We start from the raw sequence: 23,091 nt of genomic DNA on the forward strand, positions 1-23,091 counted from the left end.
CTGGTCAGGCCCACCTAGTTTTAGAAGCGCCAGCCGACGGACATGCGGAATCGCTGCTCGACCAGCCCTTCCGGCCCCGGCCCCAAAGGGTGCGAAACCAGGTTTGTCGCGTCAAAAACCAGCGTCCGCTTGGCATCGAGCGGCCAGGCGATGCGGGCATCGAGCCCGGCCCGCGCCGGCTGGTCGGTCAGAGAAAATCGGCTGGGCGGACCGGCGCTGGCGCCACCAGTGGCGCTGTCGAAGCGCGCGACCAGGTCGATTCGCGCCGCCTGGAAAAAGCCGCCGAGCTGAAACGTAGCCTGTTCCTTGGGGACCGCCCGCGCCACCGCGCTGGCGCCCAGCATCGCCCATTCGACCGGCCAGCGATCATCGACGCCGCGCAGAATGAACGAGGCGCGCGCATCGAGCCCCAGCAGCCAGCCCGCAATTTCCGCGCGCAGCCCGTTGATGCGCAGCAGCGGGCTGCGCTCGGTCGACAGAAAGGGCGGCGTCGGCCGCAACGGCGCAACCGCAACCGGCCGGTCGAGAACCGTGCGCGGATCGCTGGTTTCCTGCTGAAAGAACGACAAGCGGCCGAGCAGGCCGAAGGCGTGCAATTGCTGGTTCCAGCCGACTTCCTGCGCCGAACTCGCATGCACCTGCGCGCGCGCCGTCGGCATGGCAGCAACGAACAGCAACAGGGCGAAGGCGGAGCGGCGGATCATCTCGTCCGAATTGGACGCAAGATCGCTTGCTGGGCCGTTAACCGAACTGCGGGCGGAACTACACCAGAAAACTGCCCGTTGCAGTGCCGCGCGTGCTTTACTGGTGCACGAACTTGCTCTGGGACAGGTGGGATGGTTTCGATCCGTCAGGCATCGGATGCGGTACTCCGCACACGCGATGCGAATGTCGCGCGCACCGCCGCGCCGTCGATGCGTCGCGAACGCGTCACGTTGCGCGTCGCCGTCCTGGTCATTCTGGTTCTGTCGATCGCCTCGTGGCAGCTCGTGGTTTGGGGCCTGCGCGCGCTCGGCCTCTAAACCGGTATTGCGGCCGCGGATTCGTCACTAGTCTGGTCACGTGACCAGCGACGCAAAAACACCGCCCGCTTCGAGTGTCTCTGTTTCTCGGGGCGAAGACTCCATCCACTGGAAAATCGAACCGGCCGAGTCCTACGGCGGGTATCTCGATCTCGAACGGCTTTTGTCGGCGCAACGGCCGCGCTCGAACGAGCATGACGAGCTGCTGTTCATCATCGTGCACCAGACCGCCGAACTGTGGATGAAACAGTCGCTGCACGAGCTCAAACAGGTCGTTGCCGGCCTGCACGAAGATCGTCTCGATACGGCGCTAAAAGGACTGGCGCGCATTGCCGGCATTCAACGTCTGCTGATTCAGTCGTGGGACGTGTTGTCGACATTGACGCCGCACGACTATGTGCGGCTGCGCGAACATCTGGGCCCCAGTTCGGGATTCCAGTCGTGGCAATATCGCGCGCTGGAATTTGCGCTCGGCAACAAAGACGCGGGGCTGATCGAAGTCCATCGCAACGACGCACAACGCCACGCCGAACTCGAAGCATGTTTGGCGCGGCCGAGCCTGTACGACGAAGCGCTGCAATTGTTGGCGCGGCGCGGCGTGCCGGTTCCGCAAGCGGCGCTCGAGCGCGATTGGCGCCAGCCCTATGTGGCATCGGCCGAGGTCGAAGCTGCGTGGCTGGTCGTGTATCGCGACGTCGATCGCTGGTGGGATCTGTACGACCTGGCCGAAAAGCTGGTCGATCTCGAAGACCGGTTCCAGCAATGGCGCTTCCGCCACATGACCACGGTCGAACGTATCATCGGCCGCAAGACCGGCACCGGCGGCAGTTCGGGCGTGCCCTATCTGGCGAAGGCGTTGTCGCTGCGCTTCTTTCCCGAGCTTTGGTCGCTGCGTACACAGCTCTGAAACAAGGGCTTTAGATTCTTGAAACCGTGCTCGGCCAATGTCGGCGCATGGCTGAGCTCGCAACCATCGCTTGGAACAGTGTCGTCTTGGAACGCGTCGGCGATTCCGACGGCGAACGCGTGCAAGCACGCCTCGCGATGGATGGTCGTCCCTATGACGACCAGGTCGCCTTCGTCAGTTTCGCAGCGCCCAACGGGCCGCTGACGCGCGAATCGATCTTCGGCGACAAGAAATGGCGCCTGGCGCTGGCGCTGCAGCAAGAGATCTTCCATCTCGCCGCGCCCGGATTGCAGCTACCGATCTATATCGGCGGCACCGCGCACCATCTCCGCTCCGCCGATCGCGAAGCGGCGTAGCCCGCGCTCCTTACGCCGCGTTTGCCGCCGTCGGTACGCCCAGCGCGTTGCGAATATCGTTCAACATCGCGTTCAACGGCGGCAGGCGGTCGGCTGGCGGCGCCAGATACCGGTCCAACCGCAACAAAGCTGCGTTGCGCGACTCTGTCGTCGTCAGCAACAGCGGCAAGGTCGTCAACGCGCGCTGCGGTTCGTAGGCAACCAGGATCGATTGCGTCTTCACGCGCGCGGCAAGATCGGCCTCGCTCAACGACGCCAGCGCGGGATCGCCCGCAACCTGCGTCTGGATACGGCCCAGCGCCTGGCGGCTGACCGAATGCTGCGCGCCCAACAACAACAGCAACATGCGGATCAAGGCGTCGATCGCGTCGCCTTTCTCCATCTGCGCCAAGGTGGCGGTGATATGCGCATCTTCGGAATCGCCGACGATCGACTGATCGCGTTGCGCACCGACGCCCCACGCCGCCAGCGCGCCGTAGAGACCGTGGAATGCAACTTCGGCCGCGCCGTCGCGCGCGGTGCGATATACGTCCCACAAATGCGCGACGTGGGTAATCCAGGCACGTTCCGCAGCGCGCATCGGATGTTCGTCAGGCAGCGCGTGACGCTGCTCGCGCACCTGCTCGGCCAGTTCGCCGACCGGGGCCAGCAACGGATTCTTGCTCGACAGCGACCAGCGCTGCGCGCGCATCGGATTCATCATGCGCGTCATCTGCGCGCGCGGCTCGCTGGCGGTGCCACGCACGACCGGTGCGACGAACAAATCATAGGCCTGCGCATTGAGATCCGACACGGCGCGCACGGCCTCGAATAGGCTGCCGTCTTCGCCGCCTTGATTGTCCTGGCGGATATCTTCGACGCGACGTTCGTGCAGCTCGACGCGATAGACCGGCTTGCCGGTTTCGTCCTTGCTGGTTTCGGCCAAGGTCATTTCGTACAGGCCCGGCGGCAGCATTTCGATCTGCTGCAAGGTCGTGACGATTTCGGTGTGTTCTTTGCGCGCCACCGATCCCGACACGAAGATGCCGAGATGGCCGACGTCGCTATGCACGAGATAGACAATCGTCTGGCCGTTGGCCTTGATCTCGCGTTCGTCGCGATAGACGTCGGCGATCCAAGCCAGCGCTTGTTGTGGCGGGGTGATGTCGTCGCCTTCAGAACAGAAGACGATGATCGGCGCCTTGATGCGACGCAGATCGATCGCACCGCCACCGCCGTCCAGTTGCACCTGGCCGCGCGCGAGCTTGTTGCCGACGAAGAGATTGTCGACGATCGACCGCATCTCTTCGACGTTCATCAAGGTGAAACCGCCCCACCATTTCTCGAACCCGAGAAAGCGCGGCACTTCGTGATCGATGCCGTAGAACAGGTCGGCGTATTTGCGCCACCAGGTGTTGGCGGGATTCATGCTCTCAAAATTGAGCACGAGATTGGCGCCGTCGAATTTGCCCGCGCCCAAATCGCCCATCAGCTGCGCCGGCCACGAACCGCCGGTCAGGCCGCCCGTGTAGCGCATCGGATTCTTGCCGTCGGCGCCGGCCCAATAGGCGAGCGGCGCACCGTTGATCACGACCGCACCGGTGATCTCCGGATCGGCTGCAGCCAGCGCCATCACCGCCCAACCGCCTTGGCAATTGCCGACGATCACCGGCTTGCGCGCATCAGGATGGAGATGCGCGACCATGCGAATGAAACGGCCTTCGGCAAGACCGACATCTTGCAGGGTCTGGCCCGGCACCGGCTCCATAAAGAAAAGAACGAAATAGACGGGATGGCCCGCGCGCAGCGCGACGCCGACCTGACTGTCGTCCTTGAAACCGCCAATGCCCGATCCGTGTCCGGCGCGCGGATCGACGATGACGTAGGGACGACGCTTGGGATCGACCGTCACGCCCGGCGGCGGCGTGATCTTGGCAAGCGCGTAATTCACCGGCCGGTCGAGCGTGCGACCGTCGAGCACGATTTCATAGTCGAAGATTAGAACCGGCGGCTGGCCTTCGGCGACATAGTCGAGCCATTGGTCGCCGCGCTGGCGCAGCGCATCCCAGAACAGCACCGAACGTTGCACGGCATCGCGCATCCACTCCGCCTGCGCCATTGGACCGGCACCAGCGAGCGTCGAGACGAACTCGTTCCAGCTATCGACCGCTGCGGAGGTTTCGTTGGCGACACGGCGCCCGGCCGCATCCGCAACTTCGTGCGTGCGCACGGCCCGGCGGCCAAGCTCGGCCAGCTTCGCGGTCGCGTCGGTCTCGGTCATGGCAGCGCCCTCTTGGATGAGGCCCGCCTTGTAGCACGGAAGCAGGTTAACCGCCGGTTGCGGTCACCGGCCGTTCACATACCGAGACGAACTTCGTTGTTCTTCAAGGTGATTTCACGCCCATCGAGCTTGATCCGGACACGACGTGCCGCTGTCAGCTGTGCCGGAGTCAGCGCGATCCGCACGTCGGCGGTCTTGGGTTCGAGGTCGAGCGGTGCCGGAATTGCGGGGATCGCGGCCTGCGCCAACAGGCGCCCCGTCGCATCCTCGATCAGCAACGTCGACGCCGGTGCGTCGGCCGAACCCAGGCTGTGGACACGCACAGTCAGGCCCGACGCGTCGCGTGTAACGTCGTAGGCGCCGATGCCGAGATCGGGCCGCGCCATCTGCGACATGTCGGGTGTTTCACGCACGAAGCGGATCTTCACCTCGTGCCGTGACGGAAACCGCAGCTCGACGTCGCTGCCGCGTTCGAGTTCGACCGTGCGCGCGGCCGCGTCGGTCATCTCCATGCGCCAACGTCCCGGCGGCACGTTCCACGCCGTCATCGTCGCTGCGACCGGACGCGCATCGAGATTGAACGCGGTCACTTCGAACGCTTCGGGACCGTCACCGCGCACCAGCAGCGCGACGCTTTCGCCACTCGCCGGTGCGGCGAAGCGCCAGCTGACGCGATGGCCCGGCAGGATCTGACCGCGACGCAAAGCCATGCCACCAAGGCGCGCGCGCTGCAGCTCGTCGCTGAACAGTTCGACACGGTCGCTCCACCATTCCGCTTCGGTGACCATGAACATGCGCTGCGACGCGGTTTGAATCTGTCGCCCGTACAGCTCTTCGAGATAGCGCTTGTCGCCAGTGATCTGCCACGCGAGGTGGCGCATGAAATCGCTGTCGACGGTGCCGACTTTGTCGAACGGCGTCAGCAGGCTGGTCGGATCCTCATTCACCTGCGCAAACGCGCCCTGCCCGCCCTTCGCCAGCTCGCCGGTCAGCGGCTGCAGGTATTTCGCGTCGCCGGTCCAGCGATGCGCGGCGAGAAACAGATGCATCGCCGCGCCGACGCCGGTGCCGTTGCGTTCCTTGTCGCTGGGAAAGTGAATCTCGGCCGGGTAGCGCCAGGTGCCGTTGGTCTCCTGCTTGCCGTGCGCCAGATACCCATCGGCAAGTTCGAGCAGCAGCTTCTTGGCGCGCGGCTGGCCGTTGAATTCGACCAGCAGCAAGCTTGGATGAAAGACGAGATAGGAATTCGGCTTCGACCATTCCCACGGACCTTCGCGCGCGATGCGCGTACCGCTGAAATAATTGCTGATCACATGCCGGTGCCCGGCTGCATTGACCTCGGTCAGGCGTTCGGTGGCGCGCGCGGTTGCCATCAACCGCTCGACAGCGCGCGGATCGCCCCAATCGAGATACATCGCCTCGCTGATGCCGTTGATGCCCTCTTCGTAGGAATGCAGCTCGTCAGTCTGGATCGTGCCGAGACCGTCGGTGAACATGCCGTTGGCATAGACCGCGTCGACCATCGTGCGCAGCGAACGCGCGATCTTGTCGGGCTCGACGCCCATCAGCGCCAGCGGCGGCCATTGCTGGGTCAAGTCGGTGTCGTCGGACAGACCGCCGCCGAATTCCCCGTTCTCGATCTGCCGGTGATCGATCCACCAGCTGACATAGCGGTGCACCAGCCGCAGATCTTCAACCTGCCGGAACGCCCAGAGCGGCACGCCCGCGGGCGGCTCTGGTTGTTTGAACGGGGGCCAGCCTTGTTCGGGATTGAGTTCGCTTTGCAGGAACCGGCCCTGCACGTGATCGGGCGCGACGCGCAACAGATCGCCGAGATCGCGTTCGAGCCGCACATACGACGCCAGGCGACGGCTGTTTGAATGTTCTTCGACCAGGAACGCCATCTGGTCGCGCGCTTGCACAAACCGGTCGTGCACATGTTCGGCGATCGCTTGCGCGCGCGGCTTGAACAGCAAACGGATGTGCGCACCGTCGAGCTTGCTGGCGTCAAAGTCGGGCGCTGCGCTGGCGATCGACAGATACAGGCTGCGATCGTTTGGCAAAATCCGGTCACGCGTATCGAGCCAGATCGTCCGCGCTTCGCCCGGCTTGACCGCGATGCTGACATCCATCAAAGCGCGCGCAGGCCACAGCGGATCGGCGACGCGCAGGTTGAGCGGCACCGTACCGGTATGCGTCGCCTCGACGTTCAGCGCCGGCAGATCGATCGCAATTCCGTCCAGCCCGCCATCGATTTCATTCCAGCCATACGAGAAGCGGCCGAGCGGACGGCCGGCGCGCGTGCTGCGAAAATCGACCGGGATCAGCACATGCACCACCGGCATCGCGGGCGCGCGTTTCGTCGCGCGTTGCACCGACGGTGCGCCGTCGGGCAGTGCGACGACCGTGCTGCGTTCGTCGGCGACGAAACGCCCATCGATCCAGCGCGTCAGCTCGTCGAGACACGGATAGTCGGGCGCGACGTTGCTGCGGATCGTGTAGCTGAGCTTGGTGCGATCGGCCGGTTCGCCGCCCGCATGCACGTCATAGGCACCGATCTCCTGGATCGGCGTTTCCTGCACCTCGTTTTCAAATCGCAACGTGCCGCCTTTGCCGATCGCACGATGCACGGTGCGTCCCTGCCCCGCGGGACGCTGCGCCACCGGCTTGTCGTTCCAGCTCAACCGGCCGAAGGCAGGTCCGCGAATTTCGATCTGGCTGAAATTCTCGTCGGGCAAGGTCAGAGTCAGCAGCTTGCCGCCGCCGGAATAGACGTTCCAATCGGGCAGGATGAAATAGTCGCTGCGACCGGGCAGACGCGAGCGGTTGTACACGCCGGGCCAGGTCGTCTCGTCGATTCCGTCGATCGGAAACGAGACGCGCTGTTTGAGATCGCGCGCTTCGACGAATTCGACTTTGCGGATCGTCGTCGCTGCGTCGGTCAGTGGCGGCGGTGCGTCACCGTTCCAGCCAAAGCGCAAACGCCAAGCGCTACGAACCGTTTCATCGTTGGGATTGCGCGTCGGCGCCGCAGCGATCGCGGCCGGCGTCGGGGTCGCAAGCGATGCGACTTCACCGTCATCGAGCGCGTGGTCGAAGATACGGATTTCGTCGATGTCGCCGCCGCGCATATAGGCGTAGCGACTTTGCACTTGATGCGGGCTGACGATGCGGCTGTGCGGACCGAATTGATCCAGCCCGCTTTCGAGCAGCATCTTCGCCGCCTGGGTCGCGACGCGCTTGCCGTCGACATAGAGACGTACGCCTTCGGTCTCGTCCCAGGTGAAGGCAAGATGCAGCCAGCGATCGGGCGCGGGATTTGTATCGAGCCGCATCGACACGCGCGTGCGCGCCAGGCCGACATCGGTGACGAAAGCGTCAAACCCGTGCCCGTTCCAATCGATGCGCAGGAACGTCATGTCCCAGCTTGCGTGATCGGCATAGCCGACACGGAAGAGCGGAAACTCGGTCGGGCCGACCGGCGTGCGTGCACGCCAATAGAACGACAAGGTGCCGCGCTGCGCGTAGATGTTCCCCGGCGCCAGCCAAGACAGAACCTGGTCGTCGGCTGCCTCGATCGCACCAGCGACCGCACCGTTCGGAACCAGTTTGACGTTGGCGGCGAAATTCGGTTCGGCGACGCCGCCGGCCTGATCGGCAGTCAGGCTTTTGTCGCCTGACATGTGAAACAACAATCCGTTTGCAGCCTGCGCTGCGGATCCGTCCGCTGCGTGCGCTGCTCCAGCAGCGAAGAGCAGCACCAGCAGCGTGACGAATTTCATCTGCGTACATCCAGTCCGCCGCCGAGAAACGCATGCACGTCGCTCTCGCTGGCCAAGTTGAAGTCACCGGGAATCGAATGTTTGAGACAGGCAGCCGCCAAACCGAAATTCAGCGAAGTCTCGTCGTCCTGCGCGCTGGCCAAACCGTGCAGCACGCCGGCGGCAAATGCGTCGCCGGCGCCGATGCGATCGACGATGCCGGCGAGGCTGAACGAGGCGGTCGCAAATTCACTGGTGCGCGTGAACAGCACCGCTGACATGTCGTGATGTTCGACGCCATGCTGGGTACGGATAGTCGAGGTGATGCGCTGCAGATTGGGGAATGCGTCGAACGCGGCCTTGGCCGCCGCCCGGCGACGCGCCGCAGGATCTGCTTCGTTGAACGGCCGGCCCAGCACCAAAGCGATGTCGCGATCGTCGGCAAAGGCGATCGACGCGTTGGTCAACATCGTGCGCAGAATGCCTGGCCCATCGCCTTGCCACGCGCCCCACAATTTGGCGCGGTAATTTCCGTCGAACGAAACCTGCACGCCGAGCTTGCGCGCTGTCTGTGCTGCACGCACCGCTGCTGCTGCTGGCACCGACCCCAACGCCGGCGTCACGCCCGAGACGTGCAGCCAGCCTGCGCCGGCCAAGGTCTCGTCCCATTTGATCGTGTCGATTGGTCCGGTCGCGAAGGACGAGTGCGCGCGGTCATAGACGATCTCGGACGGGCGCAGCACGGCACCGGGTGCCAGAAAATAGAGCCCCATCCGCCCCGGCGCAGTGGTGACGAAGCGCGTGTCGACACCGTACCGGCGCAGCTCGTCCATCGCGGCGCGACCGAGCGCATTGTCGGGCAGAAAGCTGACCATCGCCGCGTCATGCCCGAAGCGCGCCAGTGACACCGCGACATTGGCTTCGGCGCCGCCATAGTGAATCCGGAGATTTGGCGACTGCAGCAGCAGTTCGTTATCAGGCGACGACAGGCGGATCAGAATTTCGCCGAAGCAAACGACACGGGCAGTCACAGACAGGTCCTTCCTACTTCACGCGGCGCGCGCCGGACTCCAGCCGTCGAGCACACGATCCCGCGTGATACCCCGCGCCTCCGTCGCAGTCAGCCAGCGTCGACGCGGCGTGCGGAAGGCGCCCGGGCCGCGACTCGCATACTCTGCCAGCCGCGCCTCGTTCGGCTGCAGGAAGATGCGGGTTCCGTCGGCCGCGGCATAGCCCATCTCGTCCCACCCGTCGGCCGAGATATGCGCGTCCATCCAACAATTGAGAAAGACCGTGGCGCCCAACGCCTGCACGTCCCCGTTGGGACGCCAGGGCCGTCCCAGTACCACCGACCCGTTCGGCACCAGCGCTTCGCGCAAGAGCGAGCAGTTCGAGAAGACCAGGCCAAAGGCTTGCGTGCGCTTGGTGCTGGGCGCGGTGATGAAACCCTGGTTGCGCTGAAAGCCGGGCCGGAAGCGCGAACGGATCTCGCAGCCTTCGAACCAGGCGCGCCCGCCGCCGAAAATGAAATCGACGCTGCCGCTGATCGAACAGTCGCGGAAACAGCTGCGGCCCGCATCGGCGAACAACGTGTCTTGGTGCCCGATGAAGGTGACGCGGTCGAACAGCGACCGATCGGCTGCATCGGCCAGCGACAGCGCCAGACCCTGCAAGCCGACACCGCCCGCGTAAGAGCGCTCGGATTTGATCAGGTTGGCGACGTAGTCGAAATCATTCTCGATCGTCAGATCGCGCGCGCTGAAATCGGGCGCATGCACGGTCAAGGTCGCCGAGCTGCGCAACGCGCGCACCGCCCCACCCGGTTGCGGCGCGCCGGCATAGTCGCCAAACACCAGCCGCGTGCGATCGCGACCGGCACCGATCAGCGTCACGTTGGCTTTGGTGATTTGCAGTTTTTCGCGGAACGAACCTTCGCCCACGAAGATCCGGTACGGCACCGTGCCGGGCGCCTTGTCGATCGCCGCCTGCAGCGAGTCGCCGTCTTTCACCACCGCGTCGAACGGTTCGACGGCCACGGCGGGCGCTGCGACGAACGCAGCCGAACCAAGCAGAAAATAGCGACGGTTCATCCGCTGATACTCAAAAAAAGACCGGCATCGAGGGAGGCTCGATGCCGGTCCAGTCGCCGCGACGATCTAGTATGCGAGGCGTACCCCGAAGAGGAATTCGCGTCCGGTGTGGTGATAGAAGGACACGAGATTGGTCGAGTTGTTGAACTGGTCCTGGAACTCGTCCGTCAGATTGATCGCTTCGAACGTGATCTTCAGGTTCCGGTTCACCGTGTACTGGATCGAGGCGTCGACATTGAGCGTCGAGTTGGTGCCATCGACATCGGTGCCGGTTTCCTGGCCCGGGACGCGGGTCAGATACTTGCTGCGATAAGCAGCCGAGACACGCGCGCTCCACTTGTCGTCTTCATAGTAGAGCGTCGCATTGTACGACTGGCGCGACAGGCCGGTCAGCGAGTTGGTCGCAACCACCACGCCGGCCGAGTTCAAGTACGACACGCTGGATCGAACGTTGGTGTAGTTCAGCAACATGCCGGTGTTGCTCAACAGACCCGGCAGGAACTTGAACGGCTGCTGCCAGTTGACTTCGATACCCTGCAACGTGCCGCCCGGTGCATTGACCGGCGTCGAGAACGCCCACTGGGCCGACGGGCTGCAACCAGCAACCGCGCCGCACGCAGCGACTGCAATCGCGTCAGGCAGGCCGAACGAGTTGCCGGTGAAGGCCTGGTTCGTCGTGACCGTCTGCACGAAGCTCGAAATGTCTTTCTGGAACAGCGCGACGCCGAACAAGGCGCCCTTGTCGTAGTACCACTCACCCGAGACGTCATACGCCTTGGCGCTGAACGGATTCAGGTTCGGGTTGCCGGCGGTGACCGTGCGGGCCGAACCCGACACGCTGACCGTTGCACCCGGTGTCAAGTTGCCGAGGTTGGGACGCGCCATCACCTTCGCTGCAGCAAAGCGGAAGACGAGATCTTCGCGCGGCTCCAACGCCAGGTTGAGCGATGGCAAGGTGTTCGAGTAATCGCGGCTGGCGATGATTGCGACCGGCGCGCCGCTGACGAAGCTGTAGCCTTGCGCCGATTGGCTCGTATTGACGTAGCGCACGCCAACGTTGCCACGCAGCGTCATGCCGAACGGATGGAAGCGGAAGTCGGCCTGCGCGTAGCCGCCTTTGTCGCGTTCATCGACACCGGCATTGTTGGCCAGCGCCGGTTCCGGACCAAGGCGGAACGCGCCGTTGAACGCAGCCTGGTCATAAAGGCTGAGCGCACTGACGGCGGTCGACAGGCTCGGCACCAACCATGCGGTCGGTGTGCCGGCCGGAACGCCCAGACCTTGCGTCGGGAAGTTCGCAATGCCGCTGAACGACGAAATTGGGATCGACGCGATGCCGGCCGGGATGGTTGCTTCCTGGTTGGCAGTCGTGCCGTTGGTGCGGCGCAGTTCGGTGGTGCGATACGAATAACGCTTCAAGTCGCCACCGGCTTTGACCGTGATCCAGTCATCCAGCTCGTACTTTGCGTTGCCCTGCATCGTGTCGAACTTGTTGACCGCAGTCTGCGGGCGCTCGCGGATCTGGGTCAGCGTCCAGGCCGACGGATCGGTCAAGCGGGCCGAGCCGTAATTCAACAACGGCGCGCGGCCGAGCGAATAGTCGTAGCTGTAATTCTGAACGTTGAATTGATCGTAGGTGAGCGTCGTCTGGATCGGGTTCTTGAAGTCCGACTTCGAATGGCCCGCCATCGCGTCGACTTTGAACTTGCTCGTCACCTCATACTCGCCGGTCAGCGAATACTGGTAGAACTTGGTGTCGAGTTCGTCGTAGCGGTCTTCGACGCGCAGATCGACATTGTTGAACGTACCGGCGATCAGTTCGTTGTTCGAATTGATCTTGGCCGCGGTAACAGCGGTCTGCGCAATACCGCAGGACGTCGCCGTGTTGGCCGCCGTACAGGCGCCGCCGGTCGAGAAGGACGGCGCTTCGAGATATTGCTCTTCGCGCTTGTTCTTAAAGTTCGCGTACAGCGCGTCGAACGTGATCAGCGCCTTTTCGGTCGGACGCCATTGCATCGAACCGGTGGCGCCGGTGCGTTCGCTTTCCTGCGTGTACAGATCATAGCGCGGGAAACGCGGATGCAGCGCGCCGTTGACCTGCGCCAAGGTGAAGCCAGGAGGTGCGCTCGCGAAACCTGGCGCGAACGCATTGCCCTGCGCCCAGCGCACGGTCGACGTGCCGACATCCAGTAGATTACGCTTGGAATAGGCGATCGAACCCAACACGCCGAACTTGTCGTTCCAATTGTTGGCGACCATCGCCGACAGGCGCGGGCCGGCGCTTTCCGACAGGTCGTTATACGAGCCGCGCAAGCTGGCAACCGCGGTGAATTCGCCATAGTCGAACGGGCGTGCGGTGCGCAGATCGACCGTCGCACCCAGCGAGCCTTCTTCGACTTCGGCTTCTGAGGTCTTGCGGACCGTGATCGAGTTGAACAGGTCCGACGCGAAGACGTTGAAGTCGAAGGCGCGGCCGCGATTGACGCCGCCTGCAGCGTCCGAGCTGCCGGTGGTCGACAAGGCTTCCATGCCGTTGACGCGAACGCGCGTGAACGTCGGATTCAGACCGCGCACGCTGATGTTGCGTCCTTCACCCGCGTCGCGTGCGAGCGCGACGCCGGGTATGCGCTGAATCGATTCGGAGAGGTTCAGGTCCGGGAACTTGCCGATGTCTTCGGCCAGGATCGTATCGACCTGTGCGTTCTCGACCTTCTTTACGTTGAGGGACCGTGCGAGCGAGCTGCGAAAGCCCGTCACCACGATTTCTTCCGGCCCGCCGGTCTGCGCCATTGCCGGCGCTGCGGCCAGGCACGCGGCAATCACCGCGAGAGATGCGCCACCCAAGGACGCACGACGGCCAAACGCGGACAGACCGCGCGAAACACGCTGCTTCACGAAACCTCCTCCCATATCGGTGCTGCTTATTTTTTCCTCCGGTTTCGAGTCGCCCCGATCCGAAAGCTGCGCACCTTAAAAATCCCAAGTGCTACCGGTGTCATCGCCATTTGTGCGATGCCCTGACACCGGTGACAATTTGACCCTAGCGTGAGGTTTTCACGTCCGCAAGCAACCTGATCAATATCGTCGCAGGTTTTTTCTCGCCGTCGCTTTTTTGCACGTCGCGCTAGCGCGCGAGCCAGCCGCCATCGACTGGTAAGACCACACCGTGCACGTAATCGGCCGCGTGCGATGCAAGAAAGACTGCTGCACCGCCGAGATCGCTTGGGCTTCCCCACCGTCCCGCCGGAATGCGCGCGAGAATATCGCGCGACCGCGTCGCGTCCTGTCGCAACGCTTCGGTATTGTTGGTCTCGAAATAGCCGGGCGCGATCGCGTTAACGTTGATCCCGCGCCCCGCCCATTCATTCGCCAGCGCGCGCGTTAGTCCCGCGATCGCGCTCTTGCTTGCCGCATAGGCGGGCACGCGAATGCCGCCCTGGAACGACAACATCGACGCGATATTGATGATCTTGGCCGTACGCTGCGCTGCGATAGCGCGCTTGGCCACAGCCTGCGCGAGAAAGAACGCCGACTTCAAGTTGACGTCGACCACCGCGTCCCAATCTTCTTCGGTTACGTCGATCGCATCGGCGCGGCGAATGATGCCGGCATTGTTGATCAGAATGTCGATCGCACCGAACTTGGCCACCGCTTCGTCGATCGCGCGGTCGATCGGCGCAGTGCTGCCGAGATCGGCCTGGATCGACAGAAAACGACGGCCCAGCTTCGCGATTTCGCCTTCGGTTTCGGTCGGCGCGCTGCGTCCGACCGCGACGATGTCGGCGCCTGCCGCAGCAAGCGCGACAGCAATCCCCTGCCCCAATCCGGTATTGGCGCCGGTAACAAGGGCGACGCGCCCAGCCAAATCAAACGGGTTCATTTCAGCTGGCAGATGTCGATGACGTTCATGTCGGTGTAGTCGAGATTCTCACCGCCCATCGCCCAAATGAAATTGTAATTGCCGTTGGTGCCGGCCCCCATATGGATCGACCAGGGCGGCGACATCACCGCTTCGTTGTTGCCAACCACGATGTGCCGCGCCGCATCGGGCTCGCCCATGAAATGCATGACGCGTTCGTTGCCTTTAAGACCGAAATAGAAATAGACCTCGGAGCGCCGGTCATGCAGATGCGGCGGCATCGTGTTCCACACGCTGCCGGTCTTGAGCATCGTCAACCCCAACAGCAGCTGCGCCGACTTGCACGTCGCCGGCACGATGTACTGGAAGATCGTGCGCTCGTTCGACGTTTCCGGCGCACCGCGTTCCAGCGGGACGGCTTTGTCGATCGAGATATGCACGGTTTCGAAGCGCGCATGTGCCGGCGTGCTGACGAGATAGAATTTCGTGTTGCCCGCAAAGGTTGGCTCGCTGCCCATCGGCACGTACAGGCCGTCGCGCACGGCGAGCTCATAGGTTTTGCCGTCGACCGTGACCTTGCCCGGCGCGTCGCCGACATTGATCACCCCCAACTCGCGTCGTTCCAGGAACAGGCCGCCACCGCATTCCTGCTTCGGCAGCGACAGGGTTGCGCTTCCGGGCGCTGCGCCGCCGACCACAATCCGCTCGTTGTGCGTATAGTCGAGCGTCACCTTGCCCGGCGTGAACAGGTCCTGGATCAGATAGCGCGCGCGCAGCGTATCGTTGTCGACGCCCTGCATCATGTCGGGATGCGTGGCGTGGTAGGTCTTGCGGTACATCAGACTCTCCGGCTCAGGCTGAGCGTGCTTGGCGGTCGTTCCCGCCGACGCGGTACGCCTGCTTGGCAAGGTTGTAGCTAAGTTCGAACGCGACTTCGTGCGCTTCGTCGATTGTCATGCGGTGTTCGGCGACCAGCTTGGCGAGATAGGCGCAGTCGACGCGGCGCGCGACGTCATGTCGGGCGGGGATCGACAGGAACGCGCGCGTATCGTCGTTGAAGCCGACCGTGTTGTAGAAGCCCGCGGTTTCGGTGACGGCCTCGCGGAAGCGCAACATGCCTTCCGGCGCATCGAAGAACCACCAAGGCGGTCCCAGGCGCAACGCCGGGTAATGCCCTGCCAGCGGCGCCAATTCGCGGCTGTAGGTGGTTTCGTCGAGCGTGAAGACGATCACGGTCAGCGACTTCTCGTTGCCAAACCGATCCAGCAACGGCTTGAGCGCGCGCACATAGTCGGTGCGGGTCGGAATGTCGGCGCCGATATCGCGCCCGTAGGCACCGAACAGTAGCGGATTGTGGCTGCGATAGGTGCCGGGATGGATCTGCAGAACCAACCCGTCTTCGAGACTCATCCGCGCCATCTCGGTCAGCATCTGGGCCCGGAACAGCTCGGCGTCTTCGGCGCTGAAGCTGTCGGAAACGATACGTCCGAACAGTTTTTCCGCCTCGGCCGGATCGAGATCGGCGGTCGCCGCCGTCGGATGACCATGATCGCTGGCGGTCGCACCGGCCGCGATGAAAGCCGCGCGGCGCGCGCGATGCGCGGCGAGATAGCCGCGCCAGGTCCGGACGTCTTCACCCGTCATCTCGCCCAACCGCGCAAACGACTCCCGGAAGGCTTCGTGTTCGGGATCGATCACCGTGTCGGGACGGTAGGTCGTAACGACACGACCCGACCAACCGCTGGCGCGAATGGCTTTGTGATGATCGAGCGGATCGATCGCCGATTCCGTGGTCGCCAACAGCTCGATCTTGAAACGATCGAACAGCGCGCGCGGACGGAATTCGTCGGTCGCAAGTTTGGCGCCGATGCGATCAAAATAGAGATCGGCCGTGTCGGCAGCCAGTTCGACATCCAGCCCGAACAGTTCGACAAAGACCTGGTTCAACCACAGCCAGGACGGCGTGCCGCGGAACAAGCGCCAGTTGCTGGCGAAGATGCGCCACGCAGCGCGCGGATCAGCCGGCTTGCCGCCCCCATTCTTTGCGTTTGGTCGCGGTTGCACGCCCAGCGCGTCGAGACCAACACCCTGGCTGTACAACATGCGCAGCAGATAATGGTCGGGCGTCAGCAGCAGCGACGTCGCATCGCTGAACGGTTCATTTTCAGCAAACCAGCGCGGATCCGTGTGACCGTGCGGGCTAATGATCGGAAGGCCGCGCACTTCGGCGAACAAGGCGCGCGCAATGCTGCGCTGCGATGCCTCGCTTGGAAACAAACGGTCTTCGTGCAGGACAAGCGGTTTGGCCATGGGAATGTCCAAATTGGTAACCGGTGTCAAAACGCTGCGCAAGCGGCGAAACTGATCTCAGGCCTCGCGATGGGCCGCGGTCGATTGGCGAACCACCAGAGTCGGCGAAACTTCCGGATGTTCGATCCGCTCGCGCAGGCCGCCTTCGACCAACAGCTTGGTCGCAGCGATGCGCCCCATCTCGCGGATCGGCAACAGAACCGACGTCAGCGGCGGCCAGACTTTCGAACAGATCGCGCTGTCGTCGAACCCAACCACCGAAAGATCGCGCGGAATTTCCAACCCCGCTTCACGGGCAGCACGATAAACGCCAGCCGCCATTTCATCGTTGCCAGCAAAAATTGCGGTCGGCGGCGCGTCCATTGCCAAGAGCTTCTTGGCGCAGGCGATGCCGGACTCGAACGTATAGGCGCCTTCCTTGATGTATTTCGGCTGCAGCTTGAGGCCGCGATCGGCCAAGCCCTGTGCGAAACCGCGGCGGCGTTCGTGCGACGAACGGAACATGTCCGGGCCCGAAATGAAGGCGATGCGGCGATGGCCCAAATCAGCCAAATGGCGCGCTGCTTCGGCCGCGCCGCGATGATCGTGCGTGACCACCATGCGCGCGGGCTCGTCGAGCGAAATCGAAGCGATGCGCGTATAAGGGCAACCAACTTCGATCAGCGCTTTGTTGAGTTCTTCGTCTTCTGACACGGACGGCGGCAGCACGACGCCAAACAGCTTCTGGCGCTCGACGAAGGAACGCACCTCGGCGAGGAAATTGGGCTGGCGCCGATTGCAGGGATGCACGATCAGCTCGAACCCCAGCTCCCGCACGGCATCCAGGATGCCCTGCTGCATGTCGATGACGTACTGGCTCGACGGGTTGTCGTAGACCAGGCCGATCAGAAACGAACGGCGGAATGCCAAGCCGCGCGCCTGCGGATCGGGCGTATAGCCCAGCTCGGACATGATCGCCGTGATGCGTTCGCGTGTCTCGCCGCGCACGAAGGGCGAGTCATTGATGACGCGCGACACGGTCTTTTTCGAGACTTTGGCCAGCCGCGCCACATCATTGATGGTCGGGCGACGATTTTGCGCCGAGTCAGACTCGCCGCGCGGCAGTTCGCGCCTGTTGGCCTGGGACGTTGTTTTTCTGCCCTTGGTCACGCGGGCGATCGCCAGATTGTCATGCGAGCTTCTTAGCCTTCTTGGGCGCGCGGGGCTACGTTGTCCCGGGACAGTTGCCGGCGACAGGGGCTGGTGCCACACCCCTTCCAACTCTGCAATGCGCCCGGTTACCTTGGGACACTCATGCTGCATCGCATTCATCCCGCCGACGACGTCGCGGTCGCCCTGACCGCGATCGAGCCCGGTGCCAGCGTCACGCTCGACGGCGTCGCCCTGGTCGCGCGCGACGCCATCCCGCGCGGACACAAGCTGGCACTGCACGCGATTGCACCCGGCGAGGTCGTGCGCAAATACGGCGCGCCGATCGGACTCGCGACACAGGCGATCGAGGCCGGCGCGCATGTTCATTCGCACAACCTGCGCACTGCGCTCGAAGGGTTGCAATCCTACGACTACGCGCCGCGCCCACGCGCGGCAGCGCCGGCGCGCAACGATCCGGGCTTTCTTGGCTATCGCCGTCGCGACGGCCGCGTCGGCACGCGCAACGAAATCTGGATCCTGTGCACGGTCGGCTGTGTCGCGCGCACATCGCAGCGTGTTGCGGCCGAAGCGTCGCGTCGCTTCGCCGGTCGTGTCGACGGCATCTACGCCTTTCCGCATCCGTTCGGCTGCTCGCAGCTTGGCGACGACCTGCTGGCGACACGGCGCATGTTGGCCGCCCTCGCCTCGCATCCCAATGCGGGCGGCGTGCTGATTTTGGGATTGGGCTGCGAGAACAACCAGCTCGACGCATTGCTCGCCGACGCACCGTTGCTCGATCGCGACCGATTGCGCGCCTTCACCGCGCAATCGGTGGAAGACGAAGAAGACGCCGCACTCGCCGCCATCGAAGAGCTGGTTGCAATCGCGGAACGCGACCGGCGCACGCCCGCATCGTTGGGCGATCTGGTGCTGGGATTGAAATGCGGCGGATCCGACGGATTCAGCGGCCTGACTGCAAACCCGCTGGTGGGGCGCATCGCCGATCGGGTTGTTGCTGCTGGGGGCACCACGATCCTGACCGAGATTCCCGAAATCTTCGGCGCCGAACGGCTGTTGATGGCGCGCGCCGCAACGCGCGACGTGTTCGACGGCATCGTGCGCGTCGTCGACGACTTCAAGGACTACTTCCGCGCCCACGGCCAGCCGATTTACGAAAACCCGTCGCCCGGCAACAAAGACGGCGGGTTGACGACGCTCGAAGAGAAGTCCCTCGGCGCGGTGCAAAAGGCCGGCGCTGCAACGGTCACGCAAGTGCTGCGCTATGGCGACATGGTGCAGGCGCGCGGCTTGGCACTGCTGGAATCGCCGGGCAATGACGCGGTGTCTTCGACAGCGCTCGCTGCTGCCGGTGCGACGCTCATTCTGTTTACGACCGGGCGCGGCACGCCGTTGGGCTTCCCCGCACCGACCTTAAAAATTGCGACCAACAAGGATCTCGCGATGCGCAAGCCGCATTGGATCGACTTTGACGCGGGCGCCATGCTCGACGATGCCGATGCGACTGAAGATGCATTGCTTCGCACTGTTCTGCATGCCGCTGCCGGCGCGCCGACCCGCGCCGAACAAAACGGCGAACGTGAAATTGCCTTGTGGAAGCGCGGCGTCACCCTATGACCAGCAAACGACTGTCGCGCGCGACGCTTGCCGACGCGAACGCAATCCGTCCCGCCTATGATCTCGACAAGGTCGAACTTGGCGTGGCGCATATCGGGCCCGGTGCGTTTCACCGAGCGCATCAGGCCTGGTATTTCGATCAACTGCTGGCGCGCGATCCGCGCTGGGGCATCTCCGCCATCGCGCCACGCAGCCGCGACGTGCGCGACGCGCTGGCACCGCAAGACGGACTGTATGTGCTGGCTGAATTGGACGCGCAGATTTCCTATCGCGTGATCGGCAGTCTGCGCGAATTGCACGTCGCGTCCGAAGATCTCGACGCGACCTTGGTACGTCTCACAGATCCAACCACCAAGCTGGTGACGATGACCGTCACCGAGAAAGGCTACTGCCTCGACGGAAAAGGTGAGCTGGATCTAAACCACGCAACCATCCAGCACGATCTTGCCAACCCCGCCTCCCCACAATCGATCGCGGGTATTTTGACCCTGGCGCTGGCGCAACGACGCGCCGACAAAAGCAAGCCCTTCACCGTGCTGAGTTGCGACAACCTTGCCGACAACGGCGCCAAGCTGAAACGCGCAGTCATTCGCTTTGCCGAGACACGCGACGGCGATCTGGCGCGCTGGATCGGCGACAATGTGCGCTTCCCCGCCACGATGGTCGACAGCATCACGCCCGCAACCACCGACGCGCTGCGCCAGCAGGTGGAGGCAGCGACGGGCGTGTACGATGCGTGGCCGATCCAGCGCGAATCCTTTGTGCAATGGGTGATCGAAGACACGCTCGGCCCCGACGCGCCCGATCTTGCCAGCGTGGGCGTCATTCTGACCAAAGACGTCGCGGCCTGGGACCGCGCCAAATTACGTCTACTGAACGCAGCCCATTCGACCTTGGCCTATACGGGCTGGTTGGTCGGTCATGAAACCGTCGCCGACGTGATGACCGATCCGAAACTCGTGTCATTCGTGCGCGGCATGTTGCTCGACGATGTCGCGCCCAGCCTGACGCCGCCGGCCGGATTGTCGCTTGCCGACTATGTCGAGATGGTGCTGACGCGCTTCCGCAACCCCGCCATCCGCCACGAGCTGCAGCAGATTGCCTGGGACGGTTCGCAGAAATTGCCGGTGCGCATTCTCGGCACGTTGCGCGATGCACGTTTGCATGGACGTTCGATCGATCGTCTTGCGGTGCCGCTGGGCGCCTGGATGCGCTTCGTCATGCAGCGCGCCAAAAGCGGTGAAAAAATCACCGATCCGCTGGCCGAGCAGTTGCAGGCCATCGGTCAGGCCTGCAACGGCGAAGCGGAGCACGATGTGCCCCGCTTCCTTGCGATCGAGTCGATGTTTCCGCGCGATCTCGCCAACGATCCGAGCGTGCGGATCGCAATCGAACGCGCCTATACGCGGGCCTAGGTGCCGCGGGCTTTCTTGCCCGAATCCAGCACTGAAGGATTCTTCGGCGTCATGAAACGCAGATCCCAATCGGATTCGACGAACGGCTTTTTCGTTTCCTCGTACTTGGGATAGCCGCCAACCTGCGCTTCGCTGTCGATGATTTCGCCACGACCTTCGGCGACGTCGGCCAGCAGACGCACGTCGTGCTTGTCACGATCCCACGGACGCGCACCGACCTGGGCCAGCACCGCGCGTTCAACTTTGTTCGCAGGCAGCGCGGTCAGGCCGGCCGGCCAGAACATCGGCTGTTTGGCTTCGATGATTTTCGCCGGCCCGGTCGTGTAGCGACCGAACATCGGAATCGGATTGCCGATCCGGTCCACTGCGACATTGTCCTTGCCGTAATATTCGAGATCGCCGTCGCCGCCGATCATCAGAAACGCCAAAGGCGACGGCGTCGATTTGCCGGCGCGCAACACGTTGCCGACCGCAACCATCTGGCCGTTCTCGAATTTGCGCTCGCCCCATTCCAGCGGCGCCAGATTGTAGTGAATGGCGCGCGCGCCCGGATCGAAGATGAAGTTGTTCACGATGGCGCCGTGCACGCCGCCTTTGAACAACGGGCTGCGCTCGTAATTGTGAGCGTAGAGATTGCCGACGATCAGCAGGTCGGTGACGTTGTCGTGGATCAGCGAGCCTTTGGAATGCTCGCCTTTCGGATGCGTCGAATAAGAAAGACCTTCGCCGATGATATTGTTTGAGAAGGTGATCCGATGCGACGTGTTCTGCCGCCATTCTGCAATGTCGTTGCCTTTGAATCGCGGCCCTGATGCCGACAGGTTTTCATCGGTCGCCCAGGTCAACGAGCAGTGATCGACGATCACGTCGTGCGCGCCGCCGACCGTTCCGATGGAATCGTCTTCGTGGCTGAACTTCGGCTTGTCGATACTGCCTACGCGCACGCGGATATGCTGCACGATCGCGTCATGCGCGCCGATATCGATGCCGCCGCGGATCAAGGTGATGCCTGGCGACGGCGCGGTCTGTCCCGCAACCGTGACGAAGGGCTCGTCGAGTTTCAACGACTCGCCATCGAGATCGATGATGCCGCCGACTTCGAACACGATGATGCGTGGCCCCTTCGCGTCGAAGGCTTCGCGCAACGTGCCCGGCCCTTGCTTGGCGAGCGACGTGACTTTGATGATCTGACCGCCGCGGCCGCCTGGCGTATTCGCGGCCCAGCCTTGGGCACCGGGAAAGGCGGGAAGCTTCTCTGCCGACGGTGCGGCTGTCTGTGCAGTTGCAGCAATTCCGCTCGACAGACCGAACGCGACAAGCGCGGCACGCGCCAGAACTCGGCTTCGCATCAAGACTCTCCTCCCCGAATGCAATTCTTTCTCGCGCATCGCATGCGCGCAGGGCGTTGGCCGCCCCTTGTGTTGAATATGACACCGGTTTCCTATAGAGACAACCGAACTGACGGTGGGCGGGTCGCCCGAAAAGGGTAACGGCATGCATCAAGAATGGACGCAGGATCGCGACGGCACGGCACAGGCCATCGCCGAACGATTCGTGCGGGCACGACAGGACGCGACTTCGCTCAGTGCCTATCCCGGTCCGATGCCGCCTGATCTCGCGACGGCCTATCAAGTGCAGGATCACGCGATCGCATTGGTCAGCGACAAGCTGGTCGGATGGAAAGTCGGACTGATCGCCCCCGGCTTGCGCGAACAATATGGAATCGATCGCCTCGCCGGCCCGATTTTCGCGCGCAATCTGCGCAAGGCGCCGGACGGCGACGTGATCGACGTGCCACTGTTCAAAGGTGGCTTTGCCGCGGTTGAAGCGGAATTCGTCTATCGCCTTGGCGAGGATGCGCCCGAAGGCAAAGAAGAATGGAGCGACGACGAAGCGTTGGCGCTGGTCGACTCGCTGCATGTCGGAATTGAACTTGCCGGTAGCCCGTTTGCCGAAATCAACGATCACGGCCCGGCAGTGACTGCGTCCGACTTCGGCAACAACGCGGGCATGTTGTTGGGGCCGTCGATCGCGTCCTGGCGCGCGCGCGGCGACAACACGCTGCGCGCCGAAACCTATGTCGATGAAAAGCTGGTTGGCTCGGGCACGGGCGCGAATATTCCCGGCGGCCCGGTCGCTGCGTTGCGCTTTCTGCTGACCCATTGCGCCAAGCGCAACCGCCCGCTCAAAGCCGGCGATTTGGTGACGACGGGTGCCGCAACCGGCATCCACGAAATTCGCGCAGGCCAAACTGCGCGTGTTGAATTCGGCAGCGACGGCACGATCAAGTGCCGCGCCGTCGATGCCCGAAAGACGGCGGGCGTAGCCGCCGCGTAAGGGACAGG

At 63.4% G+C, this 23,091-nt stretch carries 17 protein-coding genes; 6 read left to right on the forward strand and 11 right to left on the reverse strand.

The window, feature by feature from the left end:
- Positions 1-20: 20 nt before the first annotated feature.
- Complete coding sequence (locus TMPK1_RS06530; protein WP_420242150.1) at positions 21-704, reverse strand: hypothetical protein; 684 nt, start codon at positions 702-704, stop codon at positions 21-23.
- 132 nt (positions 705-836) lie between these two features.
- On the opposite strand from TMPK1_RS06530, the gene TMPK1_RS06535 reads away from it, so the two are divergent.
- Genes TMPK1_RS06535 through TMPK1_RS06545 form a run of 3 tightly spaced genes read left to right on the forward strand, consistent with a single transcriptional unit; the run spans position 837 to position 2,285 of the window.
- Entirely contained in the window at positions 837-1,022 is a 186-nt protein-coding gene (locus TMPK1_RS06535) for a hypothetical protein (protein ID WP_420242151.1), read from the forward strand.
- A gap of 40 nt (positions 1,023-1,062) precedes the next feature.
- A complete protein-coding gene (locus tag TMPK1_RS06540; RefSeq protein WP_420242152.1) occupies positions 1,063-1,929 on the forward strand; it encodes a tryptophan 2,3-dioxygenase in 867 nt (288 codons plus the stop codon).
- A 47-nt stretch (positions 1,930-1,976) separates the two neighbouring features.
- Positions 1,977-2,285 carry a hypothetical protein gene (locus tag TMPK1_RS06545; RefSeq protein WP_420242153.1) on the forward strand — a complete coding sequence of 103 codons (309 nt, stop codon included), beginning with the start codon at positions 1,977-1,979 and terminating at the stop codon, positions 2,283-2,285.
- Between the two features lie 10 nt (positions 2,286-2,295).
- Here TMPK1_RS06545 and TMPK1_RS06550 read toward each other — a convergent pair whose 3' ends face one another.
- From TMPK1_RS06550 to TMPK1_RS06590, 9 genes are all read right to left on the reverse strand, one after another.
- A complete protein-coding gene (locus TMPK1_RS06550) occupies positions 2,296-4,545 on the reverse strand; it encodes a DUF3141 domain-containing protein (RefSeq protein ID WP_420242154.1) in 2,250 nt (749 codons plus the stop codon).
- A 74-nt stretch (positions 4,546-4,619) separates the two neighbouring features.
- A complete protein-coding gene (locus TMPK1_RS06555) occupies positions 4,620-8,327 on the reverse strand; it encodes a LamG-like jellyroll fold domain-containing protein (RefSeq protein ID WP_420242155.1) in 3,708 nt (1,235 codons plus the stop codon).
- The gene (locus TMPK1_RS06560) at positions 8,324-9,337 is read right to left on the reverse strand and encodes a sugar kinase (protein WP_420242156.1); all 1,014 of its coding nucleotides are present in this window, start codon (positions 9,335-9,337) and stop codon (positions 8,324-8,326) included. Before TMPK1_RS06560 ends, TMPK1_RS06555 begins: the two co-directional genes overlap by 4 nt.
- 18 nt (positions 9,338-9,355) lie before the next feature.
- Positions 9,356-10,396, reverse strand: coding sequence for a pectinesterase family protein (locus TMPK1_RS06565; RefSeq protein WP_420242157.1), 1,041 nt, complete (start codon positions 10,394-10,396; stop codon positions 9,356-9,358).
- 66 nt (positions 10,397-10,462) lie between these two features.
- Positions 10,463-13,291, reverse strand: a complete 2,829-nt coding sequence (locus tag TMPK1_RS06570) for a TonB-dependent receptor (RefSeq protein ID WP_420242158.1) — start codon at positions 13,289-13,291, stop codon at positions 10,463-10,465.
- A gap of 229 nt (positions 13,292-13,520) precedes the next feature.
- Positions 13,521-14,276, reverse strand: coding sequence for a 2-dehydro-3-deoxy-D-gluconate 5-dehydrogenase KduD (gene kduD, locus TMPK1_RS06575; protein WP_420242159.1), 756 nt, complete (start codon positions 14,274-14,276; stop codon positions 13,521-13,523).
- Complete coding sequence (gene kduI, locus TMPK1_RS06580; RefSeq protein WP_420242160.1) at positions 14,273-15,094, reverse strand: 5-dehydro-4-deoxy-D-glucuronate isomerase; 822 nt, start codon at positions 15,092-15,094, stop codon at positions 14,273-14,275. Before kduI ends, kduD begins: the two co-directional genes overlap by 4 nt.
- Before the next feature lie 13 nt (positions 15,095-15,107).
- The gene (gene uxaC / locus TMPK1_RS06585) at positions 15,108-16,565 is read right to left on the reverse strand and encodes a glucuronate isomerase (RefSeq protein WP_420242161.1); all 1,458 of its coding nucleotides are present in this window, start codon (positions 16,563-16,565) and stop codon (positions 15,108-15,110) included.
- Between the two features lie 57 nt (positions 16,566-16,622).
- Positions 16,623-17,714, reverse strand: coding sequence for a LacI family DNA-binding transcriptional regulator (locus TMPK1_RS06590; protein WP_420242162.1), 1,092 nt, complete (start codon positions 17,712-17,714; stop codon positions 16,623-16,625).
- A gap of 144 nt (positions 17,715-17,858) precedes the next feature.
- Here TMPK1_RS06590 and TMPK1_RS06595 point away from each other — a divergent pair, with 144 nt between their 5' ends.
- Together TMPK1_RS06595 and TMPK1_RS06600 are read left to right on the forward strand one after the other, a co-directional pair.
- The gene (locus TMPK1_RS06595) at positions 17,859-19,331 is read left to right on the forward strand and encodes a UxaA family hydrolase (protein ID WP_420242163.1); all 1,473 of its coding nucleotides are present in this window, start codon (positions 17,859-17,861) and stop codon (positions 19,329-19,331) included.
- Positions 19,328-20,746: a mannitol dehydrogenase family protein gene (locus TMPK1_RS06600; protein ID WP_420242164.1), complete on the forward strand. Its 1,419-nt coding sequence runs from the start codon at positions 19,328-19,330 to the stop codon at positions 20,744-20,746. Before TMPK1_RS06595 ends, TMPK1_RS06600 begins: the two co-directional genes overlap by 4 nt.
- On the opposite strand, the gene TMPK1_RS06605 is transcribed toward TMPK1_RS06600, so the two are convergent.
- Positions 20,743-22,095 (reverse strand): pectate lyase family protein, encoded by a 1,353-nt coding sequence (locus tag TMPK1_RS06605; protein WP_420242165.1) that lies wholly within the window; start codon positions 22,093-22,095, stop codon positions 20,743-20,745. The two genes, TMPK1_RS06600 and TMPK1_RS06605, sit on opposite strands and share 4 nt — an antisense overlap.
- A gap of 145 nt (positions 22,096-22,240) precedes the next feature.
- Between TMPK1_RS06605 and TMPK1_RS06610 the strand changes: the two genes are divergently transcribed.
- Positions 22,241-23,083 (forward strand): 2-keto-4-pentenoate hydratase, encoded by an 843-nt coding sequence (locus TMPK1_RS06610; protein WP_420242166.1) that lies wholly within the window; start codon positions 22,241-22,243, stop codon positions 23,081-23,083.
- Positions 23,084-23,091 lie beyond the last annotated feature (8 nt).

Origin of the sequence: Roseiterribacter gracilis (assembly GCA_018332375.1) — a bacterium.
Taxonomy (GTDB): domain Bacteria; phylum Pseudomonadota; class Alphaproteobacteria; order BOG-932; family Roseiterribacteraceae; genus Roseiterribacter; species Roseiterribacter gracilis.